The organism is Curvibacter sp. GW821-FHT01G03 (genome assembly GCF_059422285.1).
Window position 1 is genome coordinate 339,042 of record NZ_JBWKWP010000006.1, and the last position, 19,508, is coordinate 358,549.

Sequence of the window (19,508 nt, forward strand, 5' to 3'; positions counted from 1 at the left end):
ACGAATTCGCTCCGCCCCCCGGGCCCTTGCGGTCCCGCGGTTGGCAGGCGCGCCTGCTGCCCCTGGGCTGGCGACGCTGGACGTTGTGGCTGTTGCTGGCTGCCCTGGTGCTGGTGATGCTGGGCATCATGGTGTACCTGGCCGGGCGCTATGAGGCCAGCCAGGTGCAAAGCCGCCTGGAGCGCGACACCTCGGACGCCTTGAGCGACATCCGCGGGGGGCTGACGCGCAATGTGCAAAGCCTGCAGGCGCTGCAGTCCAGCAACCCCACCCCCAACTCCTGGGCCATCGATGCCGCCGAGATGCTGCGCCAGCACCGCGAAGTCATGCGCATCGAGTGGCGCGACGCGGGTCTGCGCCCCTTGGCCCACGTGGACACGCCCTACCGCGGCAACTTGTTCGGCCGCGGTGCCGTGGACGGCCAGGGTGGACGCGAGCGGGCGCAGACCGACGTGTCGCTGGCCTGTGCCAATGCGCGGCGCTTCAATGGGCCGGCCTATTCCAGCTCGTATTTCGTGCCCAGCAACGACGGTCTGGGCCTGGAAGTGATCGAGATGTGCCTGCCCCTGATCACCTCGGGGCGGGTCGCGGGCTACGCGGTGACCACCTACGCCCTGCAGGAAGTGCTGGCCAACCTGGTGGGGCGCCAACTGGCGCGCAGCCAGGAGATCTCCTTCACCGAGGCCGACGGCACGCGCCTGGCCCTGCACGGGTCGGCACGGCGCGGGGTGCGCATGTTCACCGCCCAGCAACTGCTGGACCTGCCGGGCAACACCCTGGTGCTGCGCCTGGACAGCTGGCACAGCGCGCCCAGCCTGTTTCCCAACGTGATGACGGCCCTGGTCACGGCCATGGCGATTGCCCTGGTGTCGGTGCTGGTGCTGCTGGCCAAGGACACGCGCCGGCGCCTGGCCGCCGAGCGCGACCTGGCCGATGCCCTGGCCTTCCGCAAGGCCATGGAAGACTCCCTGGTCACGGGCTTGCGTGCGCGTGATCTGCAAGGCCACATCACCTATGTGAATCCGGCCTTCTGCCAGATGGTCGGTTTCAGCGCTGAGGAACTGTTGGGCCACGGTGTGCCGGCACCTTATTGGCCCCCCGACCGGGTCACCGAGTACGAACAGCGTCAGGCCATCCGGCTGGCCGGCAATGTGCCGCCGCGCGAGGGCTTCGAGTCGGTCTTCATGCGCAAGGACGGCACGCGCTTTCCGGTGCTGGTGATCGAGGCGCCCCTGATCAACGCCCAGGGCTTGCAGACCGGCTGGATGAGTGCCTTTCTCGACATCAGCGAACAGCGCCGCATCGAAGAGCTGTCGCGTGCCTCGCAAGAACGCCTGCAGGCCACCGCCCGCCTGGCCACGGTGGGCGAGATGGCCTCGCTGCTCAGCCACGAGCTCAACCAGCCCCTGGCCGCCATCTCCAGTTATGCCACCGGCTCGATGAACCTGCTGCGCCACCAGGGGGCCAGTGCCCCGCCTGACCTGGACATGGCCCTGCGCCGCATTGCCGAGCAGGCCGAACGTGCCGGCCGGGTGATCAAGAGCGTGCACGATTTTGTGCGCCGCCGTGACCAGGCCCGCGAGCCGGTGGCCGCCCGGGCCCTGCTCGAAGCCATCATGCCCCTGGTCACGCTGCAGGCGCGCAAACTCGGGGTGCGCGTGATCACCGACATCGAGCCGGGCCTGCCCGACGTGCTGTGCGACCGCACCATGGTCGAGCAGGTGCTGCTGAACCTGGCGCGCAACGGCATGCAGGCCATGGAGCCTTGCGAGCTGGCCCAGCGGGTGCTGCGCATCGAGGCCCGCAAGGCCGCCTCCAACGAATCCAGCGGCTGGCTGGAGTGGCGTGTCATCGACCATGGGCCGGGCATCCCGAAAGAGGTGGGCGAGCAACTCTTCACCCCTTTCTTCACCACCAAGGCCGAGGGCATGGGCCTGGGCCTGAGCCTGTGCCGCACTGTGGTCGAGCAGCATGGGGGTTACCTGGGCTTCGACGCCCAGGCGCCAAGGGGTACCATCTTCAGCTTCACCCTGCCGGTGAAAAAAGGCCCCACGGCCGCGGCTTTGAATGCGACCGTGAGCACGGCCTGAGCGCCGGCCGGCCACCCTGTTTTCTTTTTCTGATCCGACGGAACCGATCCTCATGGAACCCTCGCCCGACGCCACCGTTTTCATTGTGGATGACGACGCCGGAGTGCGCGACGCGCTGGCCTGGCTGCTGCGCTCGCGCCATCTGCTCAGCGAGGTGTTCGAAAGCGCCGAGCAGTTTGACGCCGCCCTGCGCTCGCGCCCGGCCCCCAGCCACCCTTGCTGTCTGCTGCTCGATGTGCGCATGCCCGGCATGAGCGGGCTGGCGCTGTTCGACCAACTGATCGAGCGCGGCCTGCAGGCGGCCATGCCGGTGATCTTCCTGACCGGCCATGCTGATGTGCCGACAGCGGTCGATGCGGTCAAGCGCGGGGCTTTCGACTTCTGCGAAAAGCCGTTTTCTGACAATGCCCTGGTCGACCGCATCGAGCAGGCCCTGCAGCGCTCGGCCGAGGTGCTGGCGCAACACCGGCAGCACCGGGGCTTGCAGGTGCGGCTGACGGAGCTGACCGAGCGGGAGCGCGATGTGATGCGGCTGGTGGTGGAGGGCTTGCCTAACAAGTTGATTGCGGATCAGCTCGACATCAGTGTGCGGACGGTGGAGGTGCACCGGTCGCGGGTGTTTGACAAGATGAATGTCAAGTCGGCTGTTGAGTTGGCTAATTTGTTGAGGAGTTTGGGGTGATGTGGCTTCGCCACTGAGCTTGTCTGCCTTGGGTGGCAATGGATGGTTTGCCTTGTTCATTGATTGAAGGCTTTGTCTTGCCGCTGCGCTCTGTGGCTTCTGCTCTTTGTTTGAGGGCGGAGGCCGGGGGTTCGTCCCGGCGGCCGAGGCACTTTTCTTTGCTTCGCCAAAGCAAAGTACCCAAAAGAAAGGCGACCCGAAGTCAGGGCCACTTCGTGGTTCCCTGCGCTGCTCGCGCCAGGGGGGTCCCCGCTAAACTCGCTGCGCTCAAACAGACGCGGGGCCTGATCCCCCTGGCACTGCGCTGCTCGGCCCTGCCCCACGGGGCAAGCGGGAACGGGTGCGGGCGAGCTTGCAAACGTCACGCCGAATTCATTGGTTTCTGTGCATCCAGCGGCGCCGGTGAGTCGGTGTTGGTTGTGTCGGGCAGAGCGTCTGTGCGTCCCCGCGCTGCGAAGCAGCCGCGCCTTCTGATTGAAACAAACAGGCGTCGCTGCGCAGCAGCAGCCGTTGGTTCCCGACCCTCACCTCCCGTCGGGCACGGCGAGCAGCGCAGACTTGGGCGGAAAAAGGGCTCGCGTCTGTTTGAGCGCAGCGAGTTTAGCGAGACCCCGCCCAAGTTGAGCAGCGCAGCGGACCCTGCGCAGCAGGGCGTGCACGTCGGGTCGCCTTTCTTTGCTTACTTTCTTTGGCGAAGCAAAGAAAGTGAGGCGCCCGCCGGGGCGCAATCCCGGCCTCCGCCCTGAAACAAGCAGCAGATGGAACAGAGCGCAGCGGCGCAACAAGACCACAACCCAGTGGACAAGGCACATCATCCAGATGCAGCCCGCCTCAATCCGAAGGATGACCCTTTACCCCTTCTCACCCACAAAAATCTCCACCCTCCGATTCCGCGCCCGCCCATCCGCGGTGTCATTGCTGGCCACCGGCTGGTGCGAACCCCGGCCCTCGACCATGAAGCGGTCGAAAGGCACGCCGCGGGCCACCAGGTAGTCGCGCGTGCTGGCGGCACGGTCCTGCGACAAGGGGTTGTTGACGGCATCGCTGCCGGTGCTGTCGGTGTGGCCCACGATGCGCACCTCGGCGCGCGGGTTGTTGCGCAGGCCTTCAGCAAAGCGGTCGAGGATGGGGCGCAGGTTGGGCTTGACCACCGCGCTGCCGGTGTCGAACGAGATGTCGCTCGGGATGTCGAGCTTGAGCTGGTTGTCGGCGGTCTGCACCACCGTCACGCCCGTGCCTTGCGTGGCCTGCTCCATGGCGCGCTTTTGCTCGTCCATGTGGCGCGACCAGATGTAGGTGCCCAGGGCGCCGATGCCGGCGCCCACCACCGCCCCGGTGCCGGCGTTGCCCCCGGTGGCCGAGCTCAGGACCGCGCCGGCCAGGGCGCCGATGCCGGCGCCTGTGCCGGTGCGGCGCTGGTTTTCGCTCATGTCGGCGCAGCCGCTCAGCAGAGCAGCGGCCAGCACGGGGATCAGAATGAATGAGGATGGGGTGTGCTTGCGCATGAGGGGTTCTCTCCTTGATCAACAGACCGTCATTGAACAGACGGTGAACCCGCGTTGTAAGCGCAATTGCCGCGCAGTGCCCGGCCCAAAGTGCTATTTTTTGTGTGGTTTTTCGGCTTCTGCGTCCTCGGTGCGCGACGGTTCACCTCCGCGGCGACCCGAAAACATGGTCCACCAGACAATCGCCACCAGCACCAGCAAGGCCAGCAGGGCTTCAAGCAAAATCAGACCCATGATGAAAAGACTCCTGTGGAAGGCGGTGACGGCCGTCATTGTAGGAATGCTGGCCTCGTGCGCGAGCCCGCCCCCCAGCAGCCCGACGGCCCCGGCCACCCCCCCGGCCCCGACCGGTGAGCCCGCAGCGCCCCTGCCCGGCTGGACGCTGAGCGAGGACGAAAGCCGCCCCTTGCCCCCGCCGCGTGTGCAGGGCAACAGCCGCTGGGTGCCGGTGCGCTGGGCCGAGCTGCCCGGCCTGGGGCAAGACCCGTTGTTCGAGGCCTGGAACGCCTGGATCAAGAGCTGCGAGCGCCCCGGCCCCGTGTTTGCCCCGCTGTGCGGCGAAGTGCGCCAGCTCAGCATCGCGACGCCCGAGGAGCAACTGGGCTGGCTGGTGCGCCGTCTGCAACCCTACCGGGTGGAGAGCCTGGAAGGCCAGGCCGAGGGCCTGCTGACCAGCTATTACGAGCCTGTGATCCCGGCCAGTCGCCTGCCTGGCAATGGTTACAACGTGGCGCTGTACCGCGCCCCTGCCACCCTCAACCAGCGCCGCCCCTGGTACACCCGTCAGGAGATCGACACCTTGCCCGAGGCCCAGGCGGCCTTGCGCGGACGCGAGATTGCCTGGATCGCCGACCCGGTGGAGGCCCTGGTGCTGCACATCCAGGGCTCAGGCCGTTTGCGCATCACCGAGCCCGATGGCTCGCAGCGCCTGGTGCGCCTGGCCTTTGCCGGCACCAACGACCAGCCCTACAAGAGCGTGGGGCGCTGGCTGCTCGACCAGGGCCAGACCCGCGACGCCACCTGGCCCGGCATCCGCCAGTGGTTGGCGCAGAACCCGCAGCGCACCAACGAGCTGCTGTGGAGCAACCCGCGCTACGTGTTCTTCCGTGAGGAGGCCTTGTCGAGCAGCGACGCCAGCCAGGGCCCGCGCGGCGCCCAGGGCGTGGAGCTGACGCCGGGCCGCTCGATTGCGGTGGATCGGCAGAACATCCCCTACGGCACGCCACTGTGGCTGGCCTCCAGCGGGCCCACCGCCCAGCTGCAGCGCCTGGTGCTGGCGCAGGACACGGGCAGCGCCATCATCGGTGCGGTGCGGGCCGACTACTTTGCCGGTTGGGGGGCCGATGCCGGCGAACTGGCCGGCCGCCTCAAGCAGCCGCTGCGCCTGTGGGCGCTGTGGCCGCGCTGAGCGCCGGCCCGGTCTTTCCGGAGGGGTCATGAAGCTGTCATGACGGTGGCCTAGGCTGCCCGGCTTGGCCGGGCTTGTCCTGTCCTGGCCTGCAGTCTCGCCCACCCCAACTGGAAAGATCGTCCCATGTCCGCAGATTCAAACACCGCCTCACGCCGCCAATTGCTGCGCGCCCTGGCCGCCGCGCCCCTGTTTCCCCTGGGCGGTCTGGTAGGTTGTGCCAGCACCCCGGCGGCCCGCCCGGCCGCCTTCCGTTCGGTGCGTTTTGAAGGCATGGCCGCGCCCACGCTGGCCCACCCGCAGGCCATGGCCACGACGACCGTGCAGTCGGCCCTGAGCGTGACCCTGGCCGACGGCAGTCAGCGTACCCAGGCCCTGGCTTACCAGCCCTTCTTCATGACCGGCGAAATGCTGCCCGACGGGCAAGGCGGCCAGGTGCTGGCGGGGGGGTACTACGACATCCGCAACCAGCCCATCCTGGACCGCTCGGTGCCTGGGCGCGAACGTCATTTCTATTCCGATTGCCCCGATGGTTCCTCGCTGCTGACCCTGCCCAAGGCCCAGGTGGCGGGGGTCAAGGGCAACACGGTGTTTGCCGTGGTTCAGTTCGAATACGCCACGCGCAACCAGGCCGGTGCCGCCACCTACGGGCAATTGCCCTCGCCGATCGCCGTGATCACACTGGATCAGAACCCCGCCACCGGCGCCCTCAGCGTGGTCAAGTACCACAATGTGGACACCTCGGGCGTGCAGGGCCTGTGGATCACCTGCGGCGCCAGCCTGTCGCCCTGGAACACGCACCTGTCCAGCGAAGAGTACGAACCCGATGCCTTCGCCGTGGCCAGCAACGCCCAGTTCAAGGCCTTCAGCCAGAACCTGTATGGCGACCCAGCCAAGGCCAACCCTTACCACTATGGCCACCTGCCCGAGGTGACGGTGCTGCCCGATGGCACGGGGCGCATCGCCAAGCATTACTGCATGGGCCGCCTCTCGCACGAGCTGGTGCAGGTGATGCCCGACGAGCGCACGGCGCTGATGGGGGACGACGCCACCAACGGTGGCCTGTTCATGTTCGTGGCCGATCGTCCGCGTGACCTCTCCTCGGGCACGCTGTATGTGGCCACCTGGAAGCAGACCTCGGGCGTGGGCCCGGGGGCGGGTGACATCGGCTGGATCCGTCTGGGCCATGCGAGCAGCGCCGAGATCCATGCCCTGGTGGACGGCGGCATCCGCCCCGGCGACATCATGGACGTCAAGACCAGCGACCCGGCTGACGCCAGTTACACCCGCATCCCCTTCAACGGCAAGTTCAACTGGGTCAAGCTCAAGCCTGGCATGGAAAAGGCCGCCGCCTTCCTCGAAACCCACCGCTATGCCGCCCTGGTCGGCGGCAGCCTGGGCTTCACCAAGATGGAGGGCACCACGGTCAATGCGAAGGACAAGCGCGCCTATTCAGCCATGTCCTACGTCCAGGCCAGCATGCTGGATGGCTCGGGTGGCATCCGCGTGCAAGGCCCCAAGGCCGGCGCCGTCTACGAGCACATCCTGCAGGGAGGTCAGAAGGACAGCAGCGGCCAGGCGATCGACAGCGACTGGGTGTCCACCCACATGGAACCCCCGGCCGCCCTGGTCGGGGTGGATCTGAAGACCCCCGACGCGCTGGGTAACCTGGCCCATGCCGACCACATTGCCAACCCCGACAACATCAAGTTCTCCGAGAAGCTGCGCACCCTGTTCATCGGTGAGGACAGCGGCATGCACGTGAACAACTTCCTGTGGGCCTACCACGTGGACACGAAACAGCTCACGCGCCTCCTGTCCTGCCCCTCGGGCGCCGAATCGACCGGCCTGCACGCGGTGGACGAGATCAACGGCTGGACCTACGTCATGAGCAACTTCCAACACCCGGGCGACTGGGAGAAGCCCTTGCATGACAAGGTCAGGGACACGCTGGACCCGTTGGTGCGCGCCAACTTCAAGGACCGCTTCGGCGCCTCGGTCGGCTACTTGACGGGGCTCACGCCTCAGGCCTGATCGGTTTAATCGGCCGGCATTGCCGGTCGGGTCAGCGGGGGGTGTTGACCCTGCCCCCGGCCGGCGTCAGGTGCCCCAGCGGCAGCGCGCTGCTGGCCTTGACCTCGCCCAGCGAGAAGCTGGTGTGCAGGTCTTTCACATTGGGCAGGTTGATCAGGCTTTTCAGCGCAAAGCGCGAAAAGCTGTCCAGGTCCTGCGCCACCACCTGCAGCTCGAAGGTGCCGGTGCCGCTGATGTAGTGGCAGCTGATCACCTCGGGCAGCTGGCGGATCGCGTCCTCCAGCCGCTTGGTGGCGTCGCCGGTGTTGCGCTCGGCGTCCAGTCGCACAAAGGCCAGCACGCCCAGGCCGATCTTGTGCCGGTCAATCTCGGCCCGATATCCCTTGATGTAGCCCGCCTCTTCGAGCGCCCGCACGCGGCGCCAGCAGGGCGCGGCCGACAGGCCCACACGCTGCGAGAGCTCGGCATTGGTGAGCCGGGCATCAGCCTGCAGTTCGCTCAGGATGGCGATGTCGAATTTATCGAGGGAGTCCACGGGGTGAGACGGCGAAAAGTGCGAAAGGAAGGGTCGAATGGAAGGGACGAGGGCCGCAGCATAGCCGACAAACAGAAAAAGAAAGGCCGGCGCTGGGCGCCGGCCTGGGGGGCAAGCCTCGGTGGACTCAGTCGAGGTAGTCGGAGTAGTCCTTCTTGCCGTAGCCGTCCAGCCGGGTCCAGGGCGGGGTGGCGGGGGCGGCGATGGTCTGCACCACGGTCTTGCGCGAGCCCTGGGGCCCGCTCGACTCCACGCTCACCGGCACCATCAGCTTGTGGTTCCAGACCACGGTCAGGCGGCCGTGGGCGTCCTGGCGCGTGTAGGTGGTGGTGTCGCCCACTGGCGCGGCCGCCTTGAGCTGCTGCAGCACGGTGGGGTCGATCAGGTGCCAGGCGGCGGGCCAGGAGCCGTCAAACCCCACGTTGCCATAGTCGGTGCGGGCAATGTCGATCACCACCTTGTCTTCGGCCGAGACCAGCCGCAGGCGCGGCTCGCCGCGCTCGTCGCGGGTGACCCAGCGAGCGGCGGCCGCCACGTCCAGGTGCTTGTGGGCCTGGTGGCCCTTGGCGTGCTCTTCCTCGGAGTGCGCATGCGGCGGGATCACGCGTTCGATCCACACCATCTGCGGGCGCCGGTGTACCCGTTCGCTGAACTCTGCCGTGCGCTTCACGCCATCGGCACCCAGCGAAATGCTGGTGTGGCGCACCTGCAGGTCCAGGCTGGGGCCCGTGCCCACGCCTTGGACCGCGCCTTGGGCGCCGGCCCAGGGTGCGGTGGCTGCCAGACCGCAGGCCAGCGCGGCCTGCAGCAGGTGGCGGCGTGACGAGCGGGGCTTTGTGGACGCCGCGCGCATCAGAAGCCGAAGGCCTGGCGCACCAGGGTGTTCACGCGGGTGTTGTCCAGCGTGCCCTTGAACGGGGCTTTGCCGGCGCCGGTGGCGAACAGCATCACGTCGCCGCCGCCGTGGGTTTCCGAGCCGGCGCTGCCCAATTGCACACCGACTTCCTGCAGGTAGTCCTTGTTGCCCGAGGTGTCGACGTTGCTCAGGTCGTCACGCACCGATTTGCGCGGCCCGCCCCCGTTGCCGAACACCAGGGTGGTGTAAGGCTTACCGTCGGCCGCCAGGGCGGTCTGCTTGGTGCGGTTGTTGGTGCTCTTGCCCAGGATGTCGTTGCCCTTGTGCGAGTAGCCGTTGAACGCCATGGTGTGGTCGTGGTCGGCCGTCACTACCACCAGGGTGTTGCTCAGGTCGACCTTGGCCAGCACGGCTTTGACAGCGTCGTCGAAGGCGATGGTGTCGGCCAGCGCGCGCTTGGCGTTGGTGCCGTGCAGGGCGTGGTCGATGCGGCCGCCCTCGACCATCAGGAAGTAGCCGTTGCCGTTCTTCGACAGCACGTCCACCGCCTTGGTGGCCATCTGGGCCAGGCTGGGCTCCTTGGCCGGATCGCGGTCCAGCTCGTAGGACATGTGGCCTTGCGACAGCGCCTGGTCAAACAAGCCCAGCAGGCGGCCGTTGGGTGCGGCGTTGAGGCTGGTGAGGTCGCTCACGAAGGTGTAACCCTGGCCCTGCATCTCGGCCACCAGATCGCGCCCGTCGGGGCGGCCTTTGGGGGTGGTGGTGGCGTTGAACGGGCGCCAGAAGTAGCTGATGCCGCCCAGCATCACGTCCACGCCCTTGCCCAGCGCGGTGTTGAAGCCGGCGCCGCCGGGCACCGCCTGACGTGAGATGTGGTACTCGGCATCGCGGTGGCAGATGTGCGAGTAGGTGGCGGCCGGGGTGGCGTGGGTCAGGCGGGCGGTGGTCACCACGCCGGTGGCCTTGCCGGCGGCAATGGCCTGTTCCAGCAGGGTGGGCACGCTGGCGCCGTTGCCGGTGGCCGGGCAGTTGTTGATGGCGTTGCTCACGCTCGGGCTCACGCTGGTGTCGGTGCCGGGCTTGATGGCCAGGGTGTTGCCGTCCATGGACAGCACCTCGTTGCGCATCTTCACGCCGGTCATGTAGGCCGCCATCGAGGGGGCGCTGTCGGTGGTCTGGGCGTCCAGCGAATAGGTCTTGATGCGGGCGGTGCGCGGCAAGGTCTCCATGGTCAACTGACCCGATTCGCCGTACTTGTAGATGCGGCTGGCGGTGACGGTGACCGGGCCCATGCCGTCACCGAGGAAGAAGATCACGTTCTTGGCTTCGCCAGCGGCGAAGGCCTGGCCGGCGCACAGCGCGCCCAGGGTGAGGGCCAGCAGTCGCTGGGCAAAGCGCGGGCCACGGGGCAGGGAGAGGTTCAAGGGGTTCATGGCGGTGTTTCCAGATCGGGGGTGTGTGGCGGCGCTCATCAGAGGCCCATGGCATTGCGGATCAGGCCGAACACGGCAGTGTTCTCGATCACGCCGGTGAAGCTGTCGGCGCCCTTGCCGATGGCGCCCAGGAACACATCGGCGCCGCCGTGGGTTTCGCTGCCTGCGGCCACGGGGATGGTGGCTTCCTGGTGGTAGGTCTTGTCGAACACCTGGGCATCGGTCAGTGCGGTGCGGGTGGCCTGGCGGTTTTCGCCGTTGCCGAAGCCGATGATGGTGAAGGGATTGCCACCCGTGTCCTTGGACAGCAGGCCGTCCACATAGCTGCGCAGCAGGCCCAGCACGCCGGGGTTGCTGTCCGAGGTCTTGCCGGTGCGGGCAGCGTAGCCATTGAGCACCAGGGTGTGGTCATGGTCGGCGGTGACGACGATCAGGGTGTTCTTCAGGCCCGGGTCCAGGGCCTGCATCTTGTCGATGGCGGCCTTGATGGCGTTGTCAAAAGCCACGGTGTCTTGCAAGGCCTTGCGGGCGGTGGTTTCGTGCAGCGCATGGTCGATGCGGCCACCTTCCACCATCAGGAACATGCCGGCCTGGTTGCCCTTGAGCTGGTCGATGGCGCGGGTGGTCATCTCGGCCAGGCTGGGTTCCTTGCTGCTGTCGCGGTCCAGGTCGTAGGACATGTGGCTGGACGTGAACAGGCCCAACAGCTTGCCGCTGGCGGGCAGGGCGTTGAACTCGGTGCGCGAGCCTGCAAAGCTGTAGCCGGCCTTCTTCATCTCGGCCACCAGGTCGCGGCTGTCGCTGCGGCTGCTGCCGGTGCTGCCCTTGGGCTGGAAGTGGCGCAGGCCGCCACCGAAGACCACGTCCACGCCATCGCCCAGGGCGCTGTTGTAGCCGCTGCCACCGGGCACCATCTGGGCGGCGATGCTGTTTTCACCGTCGCGGTGGCAGATGTGGGAGTAGGTGGCGGCCGGGGTGGCATGGGTGATGCGGGTGGTGGTCACCACGCCGGTGGCCAGGCCCTTGGCCTTGGCGATCTCCAGCAAGGTGGGCACACTGTTGCCATTGCCACTGGTGGGGCAGGTGCTGTCGGCGCCCGACACGTAGTCGGCAAAGCTGGTCTTGTTGTAGGCCGAGGTGTCCGGGCTCATCGAGATGACTTCGTTGTTCATCTTCACACCGGTCATGTAGGCCGACATCGAGGGCGCGCTGTCGGTGACCTGGGCGTCGGCCGAGTAGGTCTTGACGAAGGCGCTTTCGGGCAGGGTGTCGATGGTCAGGCTGCCGTCTTCACCGGCCGCGTAGATGCGGGCGGCGGTCAGGGTCGTCAGGCCCATGCCGTCGCCCAGAAAGAACAGCACGTTCTTGGGCGGGGTGCTGCTGCTGCCGCCGCAGGCCGTCAGGGTGGCCACCGCCAGGGTGGACGCGATCAACCAGGATTTCATGAGTTACTCCGCAAGGGGTCTTTACAAAGTCTTTAAATTTGTAACTTCTTCATGAAAGTGCTGTGACAGCCCCAGGGTTGCTATTGGTATTTGGCCTTTCCGGGTGCTGGGTTGTGATTTTGGAAATTGCTGATTTTTTTCCAATCTGGAATGAATCTTTCTTTGTAAGTCGATTTGAGAAAGATATTGAATTTTCATCGCCTTTCATGGGCACTATTAGCAAAGACTTATCAGAGCAGGCCGCATACACTTTCCCGAGCCGGTGGTGGCGTTTGTTACCACCCGTCCACTTCTGAAAAATCCCGCCCAGGGCCGCCCGAGTCGGCCCACCAGGAGACAAGCCATGAACGCCCCTTTGCCCGAACACATCCGCCGCGCGTTGGAAACCGTGACGCTGGATGACAAGTACAGCCTGGACTACGGTCGGGCCTTCATGAGCGGGGTGCAGGCCCTGGTCAAGCTGCCCATGCTGCAGCGCCTGCGTGATGCGCAGGTGGGCAAGAACACGGCGGGCTTCATCAGTGGTTACCGGGGCTCCCCACTGGGGGGCTATGACCAGGCTTTGTGGAAGGCCAGTGCCTACCTGAAGGCGCAAAACATCGTGTTCCAGCCTGGGGTCAACGAAGAGTTGGCCGCCACCGCGCTGTGGGGTACCCAGCAACTGGGTTTTGCGCCGCCCGGCACGCAGAAATTCGACGGCGTGTTCGGCATCTGGTACGGCAAGGGCCCGGGCGTGGATCGTTGCTCCGATGTGTTCAAGCATGCCAACATGGCGGGCACCACGCCCTGGGGGGGCGTGATCGCGGTGGCCGGTGACGACCACATCTCGAAAAGCTCCACCGCCGCCCACCAGAGCGACCACATCTTCAAGGCCTGCGGCTTTCCGGTGTTCTTCCCGTCCACGGTGCAGGAGATCCTGGACCTGGGCCTGCATGCCTTTGCCCTGAGCCGTTACGCCGGCGTCTGGTCGGGCCTGAAGACCATCCAGGAGATCGTCGAGTCGAGTGCCACCGCCATGATCGACCCGGACCGGGTGCAGATCCAGATCCCCACCGATTTCGAGATGCCCCCGGGCGGCGTGCACATCCGCTGGCCCGACCATGCGCTGGACCAGGAGGCGCGCCTGTTCGACACCAAGTGGTACGCCGCCCTGGCCTACATCCGCGCCAACCGCCTCAACTACACCGCCGTGCAGGGGTCCAACGACCGCCTGGGCATCATGGCCAGCGGCAAGGCCTGGAACGACACCCGCCAGGCCCTGCTGGACCTGGGGCTGGACGACAACGCCTGCCGGGCCCTGGGCATCCGGCTGCACAAGGTGGGCGTGGTGTGGCCCCTCGAGGCCCAGCTCACCCGTGAATTCGCCACCGGCCTGCAGGAGATCCTGGTGGTCGAGGAAAAGCGGCAGGTCATTGAATACCAGCTGAAAGAAGAGCTGTACAACTGGCGGCCCGATGTGCGCCCCAATGTGGTGGGCAAGTTCGATGAAGGCGAGGGTGACTTCAGCGGCGGTGAGTGGGCCCGCCCCAACCCCACGGCCAACACCTTGCTGCGGGCCAATGCCGACCTGACCCCCGCCCTGATCGCGCGGGCCATCGCCAAGCGCCTGCGTCGCCTGGGGCTGCTGCCCGCCGGGGCCGATCTGACGGCCCGCATCGACGCCCAACTGGCCATCCTGGAGGCCAAGCAGAGCGCCTTGAACGTGATCGAGGTGGCGGGCGTCAAGGGCGCCGACCGCCAGCCCTGGTTCTGCTCGGGCTGCCCGCACAACACCAGCACCGTGGTGCCCGAAGGCTCGCGCGCCATGGCCGGCATCGGCTGCCACTTCATGGCCACCTGGATGGACCGCGCCACCGTCGGTTTCACGCAGATGGGCGGTGAGGGCGTGCCCTGGACGGGCCAGCAGCCCTTCAGCACCGAAAAGCATGTGTTCGCCAACCTGGGCGACGGCACCTATTTCCACAGTGGTCTGCTGGCGGTGCGCCAGAGCGTCGCGGCCGGCGTCAACATCACCTACAAGATCCTCTACAACGATGCGGTGGCCATGACCGGCGGCCAGCAGGTAGGCGAGCGCCCCGAAGGGCACTCGGTGATCCAGATTGCCCAGAGCATGCGTGCCGAAGGGGCTCAGAAGATCACCATCGTCACCGACGAGCCCGAGAAGTACGCGGGCGTTCAGGGCCTGCCCGCGGGCATCGCCATCCAGCATCGCGACACCCTGGATGCCGTGCAGCGCGAGTTCCGCGAACTCAGTGGCACCACCGTCATCATCTACGACCAGACTTGCGCCACCGAAAAGCGCCGCCGCCGCAAGCGCGGCAGCCTGGTCGACCCGGCCAAGCGGGTGGTCATCAACGAGCTGGTCTGTGAAGGCTGCGGCGACTGCGGCGTGCAGTCCAACTGCCTGAGCGTGGAGCCGCTGGAGACCGAATTCGGCCGCAAGCGCACCATCAACCAGAGCAGCTGCAACAAGGACACCTCCTGCCTCAAGGGCTTCTGCCCCAGCCTGATCACGGTGGAGGGTGGCCAACTCAAGAAAAAGGCCAAGGGTCAGGCCCCGTCGCCATTCGAACTGGCCCAACTGCCTCAACCCACGCTGCCCACCCTGACGCCTGAGCATGGCGGGGTGTGGGGCATCGTGGTGGCCGGTGTGGGCGGCACTGGCGTCATCACCATCGGGCAACTGCTGGGCGTGGCCGCCCACCTGGAAGGCAAGGGCATCGTCACCCAGGATGCGGCCGGTCTGGCCCAGAAGGGGGGCGCCACCTGGAGCCATGTGCTGATCGGCGAACGCCAGGACGACATCCGCACCACCCGGGTGGGCATGGCCGCGGCGGACCTGATCCTGGGCTGCGATCCCCTCGTGGCCGCAGGCAAGGAGACCATGATGCGCATGCGCGAGGGCCGCACCCATGTGGCGCTCAACTCGCACAGCACGCCCACCGCCGCCTTCGTGCGCAACACCGACTGGCAGAACCCGGCCGAGGCCTGCGCCGCCCAGATCGCGCGGGCGGTGGGTGAAGGCCTGGGCGCCTTCGATGCCGAAACCCTGGCCACCCGCATGATGGGCGACAGCCTGTATGTGAACCCCATGATCCTGGGCTATGCCTGGCAACGTGGCTGGATTCCGCTGGGCCTGGCGGCCCTGACCCGGGCCATGGAGCTCAATGCGGTGGCGGTCGAGGCCAACAAGACCGCCTTCCATTGGGGGCGTCTGGCCGCGCATGACCCGGCGCTGGTGCGCCAGGTGCTGGCCCCCAGCCAGGTGGTGCAGTTCAAGCCGCGCGAAACGGTCGAGTCGCTGGTGGCGCGCCGGGTCGAGTTCCTGACGGCCTACCAGAACCCCGCCTATGCCGAGCGCTACCGGGCCCTGGTCGGCCGGGTGCAGCAGGCCGAGGCCGCCCTGGGCAAGACCGCGCTGAGCGAGACCGTGGCCCGCCAGGCCTTCAAGCTGATGGCCTACAAGGACGAGTACGAGGTGGCCCGCCTGCACAGCGACCCGGCCTTCCTGGCCCGCATCGCGGCGCAGTTCGAGGGCGACTACAAGCTCAACTACCATCTGGCGCCGCCGTTGCTGGCCAAGAAGGATGCCAAGGGCCACCTGGTCAAGCAGACCTTCGGTCCGGCCATGCTCACGGGCTTCCGACTGCTGTCCCGGCTCAAGGGCTTGCGTGGCACGGCCTTTGATGTGTTCGGCCGAACCGAGGAGCGCCGCACCGAGCGCGCCCTGATCACCGAGTACCAGGCCCTGGTTGAGGAGCTGTGCGCGGGCCTGAGTGCCGAGCGCCATGCCCTGGCGCTCGATCTGGCCCAGGTGCCCGAGCAGATCAAGGGCTATGGCCACGTCAAGGAGCGCAATCTCGTGGCGGCCCGCCAGCGTTGGAGCCAATTGCTGGCTGAGTGGCGCCAGGGTGGCGCTGCCCGCAAGGCGGCCTGATGCCCCTGGGTGTGGCGGGGTTGCCGGCCCCGCCCGGCCCTGCCCTCAGCGCGTCCATGGACGCTACAAAGGCCCTCTGCCGGGCTCGGATTTGTCCCGGACCCGCCGGTGGGCGCGGCCCGGGCCGGCCTTGCTGTGGGGGCATTGGCCCCCCGATTGCCGCCGCAGCGGCCCGACATACAATCTTGCCAGCACCCGCCTGCCCGCCTCGCTGCGGTCAGCCTGCGGGCTTTCTCATTTGTTACCCCCTGTGGAGTTCTCAGTGTTCATTTCTTCTGCTTTTGCCCAGACTGCCCCCGCTGCTGCCGCCGGCGGTGGCGACATCATGTCGTCGCTGACCAGCATGCTGCCGCTGGTGCTGATGTTCGTGGTGCTGTACTTCGTGATGATCCGCCCCCAGATGAAGCGCCAGAAGGAGCACCGCACCATGATCGAAGCGCTGGCCAAGGGCGATGAGGTGGTGACCTCGGGTGGCCTGCTGGGCAAGGTCACCAAGATGGGTGAAACCCATCTGAGCCTGGAAGTGGCTGCTGGCGTCGAAGTGCAGATCCAGCGCAGCGCCGTGGTGCAGGTCTTGCCCAAGGGCTCGGTGAAGTAAGCCACACCGTGCGATTCCAGCGGTGGCCAACCCCCGGTGGGTGGCCACTGCGTCTTTTCATTAGTCAGGTACCTGCGCGATCATGAACCGTTATCCGGTCTGGAAGTACGCGATCATCTTGATCGTGTCGCTCTTTGGGGTGCTCTACACCCTGCCCAATTTCTTTGGCGAGTCGCCCGCGGTGCAGGTGTCTTCGGGCAAGGCCACCCTCAAGCTGGATGCTTCGATGCTCAAGCGGGTGGATGAGGTGCTTGGCACGGCCGGCCTGAAGGCCGAGGCCACCAGCTTCGACGGCAATTCCGTCAAGGCCCGCTTCAACACCACCGACGACCAGCTCAAGGCCAAGGATGCACTGCAGCACGCCCTGGTGCCCGATGCCAGCGACCCCTCTTATGTGGTGGCGCTGAACCTGTTGTCGAGCACCCCTGAATGGCTGCGTGCCGTGCGTGCGGCCCCGATGTACCTGGGCCTGGACCTGCGCGGCGGCGTCCACTTCATGCTCCAGGTCGACATGGAGGCGGCGCTGACCAAGAAGGCCGAATCCCTGTCGGGTGACATCCGCACGCTGTTGCGCGAAAAGAATGTGCGTCACGGCGGCATTTCGCGCAACGGCCAGGCCGTCGAGGTGCGTGCCCGTGACACCCAGACCTTGCAGGCTGCCCGCGCTGTGATCGCCGATCAACTGCCCGAGCTGCAGATGGTCGAGTCGCCCGATGGCAGCGATTTCAAGCTGACCGCCACCCTCAAGCCCGAGGCTGCCCGCAAGGTGCAGGAGATGGCGCTCAAGCAGAACATCACCACTTTGCACAACCGGATCAATGAACTGGGTGTGTCCGAGCCGGTGATCCAGCAACAGGGCCAGGACCGCATCGTGGTGCAGTTGCCCGGCGTGCAGGACACGGCCAAGGCCAAGGATATTCTGGGCCGAACCGCCACCCTGGAAGTGCGCATGGTCGACGAAAGCTCGGATGCCGGTGCTGCCGCCATCGGCCGCGGCCCGGTGCCGTTTGGCAGCGAGCGCTACCCCGACCGCAACGGCCAGGCCCTGGTCGTCAAGAAGCAGGTGATCCTGACCGGTGAGAACCTCACCGACGCTCAACCCGGCTTCGAGAGCCAGACCCAGGAGCCCACCGTCAACCTGACGCTGGACGCCAAGGGCTCGCGCATCTTCAAGGATGTCACCCGTGAGAACGTGGGCAAGCGCATGGCCATCATCCTGTTCGAGAAGGGCAAGGGTGAAATCGTGACTGCACCGGTGATCCGCTCCGAAATCGGCGGTGGCCGGGTGCAGATCTCGGGCCGCATGACCGCCATGGAGGCCACAGACACCTCGCTGCTGCTGCGCGCCGGCTCGCTGGCGGCGCCGATGGAAATCATCGAAGAATTGACCATCGGCCCCACGCTGGGGGCTGAGAACATCGCCAAGGGCTTCCACAGTGTGACCTGGGGTTTCCTGGTCATCGTGGCATTCATGTGTGTGTATTACATGATGTTCGGCGTCTTCTCCTGCCTGGCCCTGGGCCTGAACCTGCTGCTGCTGGTGGCGGTGCTGTCGATGATGCAGGCCACCCTGACCCTGCCAGGCATTGCGGCCATGGCCTTGGCGCTGGGCATGGCGATCGACTCCAACGTGCTCATCAACGAGCGTGTGCGTGAGGAGCTGCGCAGCGGCGCCTCGCCGCAGGCGGCCATCCATGCTGGTTACGACCGTGCCTGGGCCACCATCCTGGACTCCAACATCTCCACGCTGATCGTGGGCCTGGCCTTGCTGGCTTTTGGCTCGGGCCCGGTGCGGGGTTTTGCCGTGGTGCATTGCATCGGCATCCTGACCTCGATGTTCTCGGCCGTGTTCTTCTCACGTGGCCTGGTCAACCTCTGGTATGGCCGCAAGAAGAAGCTCAAGTCCGTGGCCATTGGCACGGTGTGGCGCCCTGATGGCGACGGCACGGCCGTGGCCAAGGCCGATTGAGCCCGCAAGACTGATGATCGGCCAGCCCCGCTGTCGGGGACTGGCCCAGCAAGGACAAAGCGATGGAATTTTTCAAGATCCGCAAAGACATCCCGTTCATGAAGAACGCGCTGGTGTTCAATGTGATTTCCTTTCTCACCTTCGCCGCGGCGGTGTTCTTCCTGCTGACCCGGGGCTTGCACCTGTCGGTGGAGTTCACCGGCGGCACCGTGATGCACGTGGCCTATGTGCAGGCGCCCGAACTCGAGAAGGTGCGCAGCACCGTCACCGGCCTGGGCTTTGACGATGTGCTGGTGCAGAACTTCGGCAGCTCCAAGGATGTGATGATCCGTCTGCCGGCCCAGAAGGGCGTGAGTTCGGCGCAGCAAAGTGACAAGGTCATGGTGGCCCTGAAGGCGCTGGACGGCGAAGCCAGCCTGCGCCGCACCGAGTTCGTCGGTCCGCAGGTGGGCGAAGAGCTGGCGCACGATGGGCTCAAGGCCCTGGGCATGGTGGTGCTGGGCATCATGGTCTACCTGGCCTTCCGCTTCGAGTGGAAGTTCGCGGTGGCGGCCATCATTGCCAACCTGCACGACGTGGTGATCATCCTGGGCTTCTTTGCCTTCTTCCAGTGGGAGTTCTCGCTCGCGGTGCTGGCAGCAGTGTTGGCTGTGCTGGGGTATTCCGTGAACGAGTCGGTGGTGATCTTCGACCGGATCCGTGAGAACTTCCGGCGCTTTCGCAAGATGAACACGGTGCAGATCATCGACAACGCGATCACTTCCACCATCAGCCGCACCATCATCACCCACGGATCGACCCAGATCATGGTGCTGTCGATGCTGCTGTTCGGCGGTCAGACGCTGCATTACTTTGCGATGGCGCTGACCATCGGCATTCTGTTCGGCATCTACTCCTCGGTGTTCGTGGCCGCGGCGATTGCCATGTGGCTGGGCATCAAGCGCGAGGATCTGATCAAAGGTCCGGTGCGCAAGGAAGGTGACCCTGACGATCCAAACGCGGGTGCCACGGTCTGA

At 66.3% G+C, this 19,508-nt stretch carries 14 protein-coding genes; 8 read left to right on the plus strand and 6 right to left on the minus strand.

What is annotated here, in order from left to right:
* Positions 1 to 26 precede the first annotated feature (26 nt).
* Together AC07VS_RS10900 and AC07VS_RS10905 are read left to right on the plus strand one after the other, a co-directional pair.
* Positions 27 to 2,090 (plus strand): two-component system sensor histidine kinase NtrB, encoded by a 2,064-nt coding sequence (locus AC07VS_RS10900; protein ID WP_494655740.1) that lies wholly within the window; start codon positions 27 to 29, stop codon positions 2,088 to 2,090.
* 52 nt (positions 2,091 to 2,142) lie between these two features.
* Positions 2,143 to 2,772 carry a response regulator transcription factor gene (locus AC07VS_RS10905; RefSeq protein ID WP_027474691.1) on the plus strand — a complete coding sequence of 210 codons (630 nt, stop codon included), beginning with the start codon at positions 2,143 to 2,145 and terminating at the stop codon, positions 2,770 to 2,772.
* 851 nt (positions 2,773 to 3,623) lie between these two features.
* Here the strand turns inward: AC07VS_RS10905 and AC07VS_RS10910 are convergent.
* Positions 3,624 to 4,277 carry a YiaD family glycine zipper/OmpA-like lipoprotein gene (locus AC07VS_RS10910; protein WP_492349905.1) on the minus strand — a complete coding sequence of 218 codons (654 nt, stop codon included), beginning with the start codon at positions 4,275 to 4,277 and terminating at the stop codon, positions 3,624 to 3,626.
* 93 nt (positions 4,278 to 4,370) lie between these two features.
* The gene (locus AC07VS_RS10915; protein WP_492349906.1) at positions 4,371 to 4,511 is read right to left on the minus strand and encodes a hypothetical protein; all 141 of its coding nucleotides are present in this window, start codon (positions 4,509 to 4,511) and stop codon (positions 4,371 to 4,373) included.
* Between AC07VS_RS10915 and mltA the strand changes: the two genes are divergently transcribed.
* Both mltA and AC07VS_RS10925 read left to right on the plus strand, forming a co-directional pair.
* Positions 4,444 to 5,685 carry a murein transglycosylase A gene (gene mltA / locus AC07VS_RS10920; RefSeq protein WP_494750952.1) on the plus strand — a complete coding sequence of 414 codons (1,242 nt, stop codon included), beginning with the start codon at positions 4,444 to 4,446 and terminating at the stop codon, positions 5,683 to 5,685. The genes AC07VS_RS10915 and mltA overlap by 68 nt on opposite strands.
* Before the next feature lie 126 nt (positions 5,686 to 5,811).
* On the plus strand, positions 5,812 to 7,719 hold the full coding sequence (locus AC07VS_RS10925; RefSeq protein ID WP_494750953.1) for a PhoX family protein: 1,908 nt from the start codon (positions 5,812 to 5,814) through the stop codon (positions 7,717 to 7,719).
* Positions 7,720 to 7,750: 31 nt separating this feature from the next.
* Here the strand turns inward: AC07VS_RS10925 and AC07VS_RS10930 are convergent, their stop codons facing one another.
* From AC07VS_RS10930 to AC07VS_RS10945, 4 genes are all read right to left on the minus strand, one after another.
* The gene (locus AC07VS_RS10930) at positions 7,751 to 8,254 is read right to left on the minus strand and encodes an Lrp/AsnC family transcriptional regulator (protein ID WP_492349909.1); all 504 of its coding nucleotides are present in this window, start codon (positions 8,252 to 8,254) and stop codon (positions 7,751 to 7,753) included.
* A 127-nt stretch (positions 8,255 to 8,381) separates the two neighbouring features.
* Entirely contained in the window at positions 8,382 to 9,107 is a 726-nt protein-coding gene (locus tag AC07VS_RS10935) for a hypothetical protein (protein ID WP_492349910.1), read from the minus strand.
* Positions 9,107 to 10,543, minus strand: coding sequence for an alkaline phosphatase (locus AC07VS_RS10940; RefSeq protein ID WP_492349911.1), 1,437 nt, complete (start codon positions 10,541 to 10,543; stop codon positions 9,107 to 9,109). The genes AC07VS_RS10935 and AC07VS_RS10940 overlap by 1 nt, the downstream gene beginning before the upstream one ends.
* 38 nt (positions 10,544 to 10,581) lie before the next feature.
* Positions 10,582 to 11,988 carry an alkaline phosphatase gene (locus AC07VS_RS10945; protein WP_492349912.1) on the minus strand — a complete coding sequence of 469 codons (1,407 nt, stop codon included), beginning with the start codon at positions 11,986 to 11,988 and terminating at the stop codon, positions 10,582 to 10,584.
* 343 nt (positions 11,989 to 12,331) lie between these two features.
* On the opposite strand from AC07VS_RS10945, the gene AC07VS_RS10950 reads away from it, so the two are divergent.
* The 4 genes from AC07VS_RS10950 to secF all read left to right on the plus strand — a co-directional run bounded on the left by AC07VS_RS10950 (position 12,332) and on the right by secF (position 19,508).
* Positions 12,332 to 15,925: an indolepyruvate ferredoxin oxidoreductase family protein gene (locus AC07VS_RS10950; RefSeq protein ID WP_494750954.1), complete on the plus strand. Its 3,594-nt coding sequence runs from the start codon at positions 12,332 to 12,334 to the stop codon at positions 15,923 to 15,925.
* Between the two features lie 262 nt (positions 15,926 to 16,187).
* Entirely contained in the window at positions 16,188 to 16,523 is a 336-nt protein-coding gene (yajC, locus tag AC07VS_RS10955; protein WP_492349914.1) for a preprotein translocase subunit YajC, read from the plus strand.
* Positions 16,524 to 16,605: 82 nt separating this feature from the next.
* On the plus strand, positions 16,606 to 18,492 hold the full coding sequence (secD, locus tag AC07VS_RS10960; protein ID WP_492349915.1) for a protein translocase subunit SecD: 1,887 nt from the start codon (positions 16,606 to 16,608) through the stop codon (positions 18,490 to 18,492).
* Positions 18,493 to 18,554: 62 nt separating this feature from the next.
* Entirely contained in the window at positions 18,555 to 19,508 is a 954-nt protein-coding gene (gene secF / locus AC07VS_RS10965; protein WP_492349916.1) for a protein translocase subunit SecF, read from the plus strand.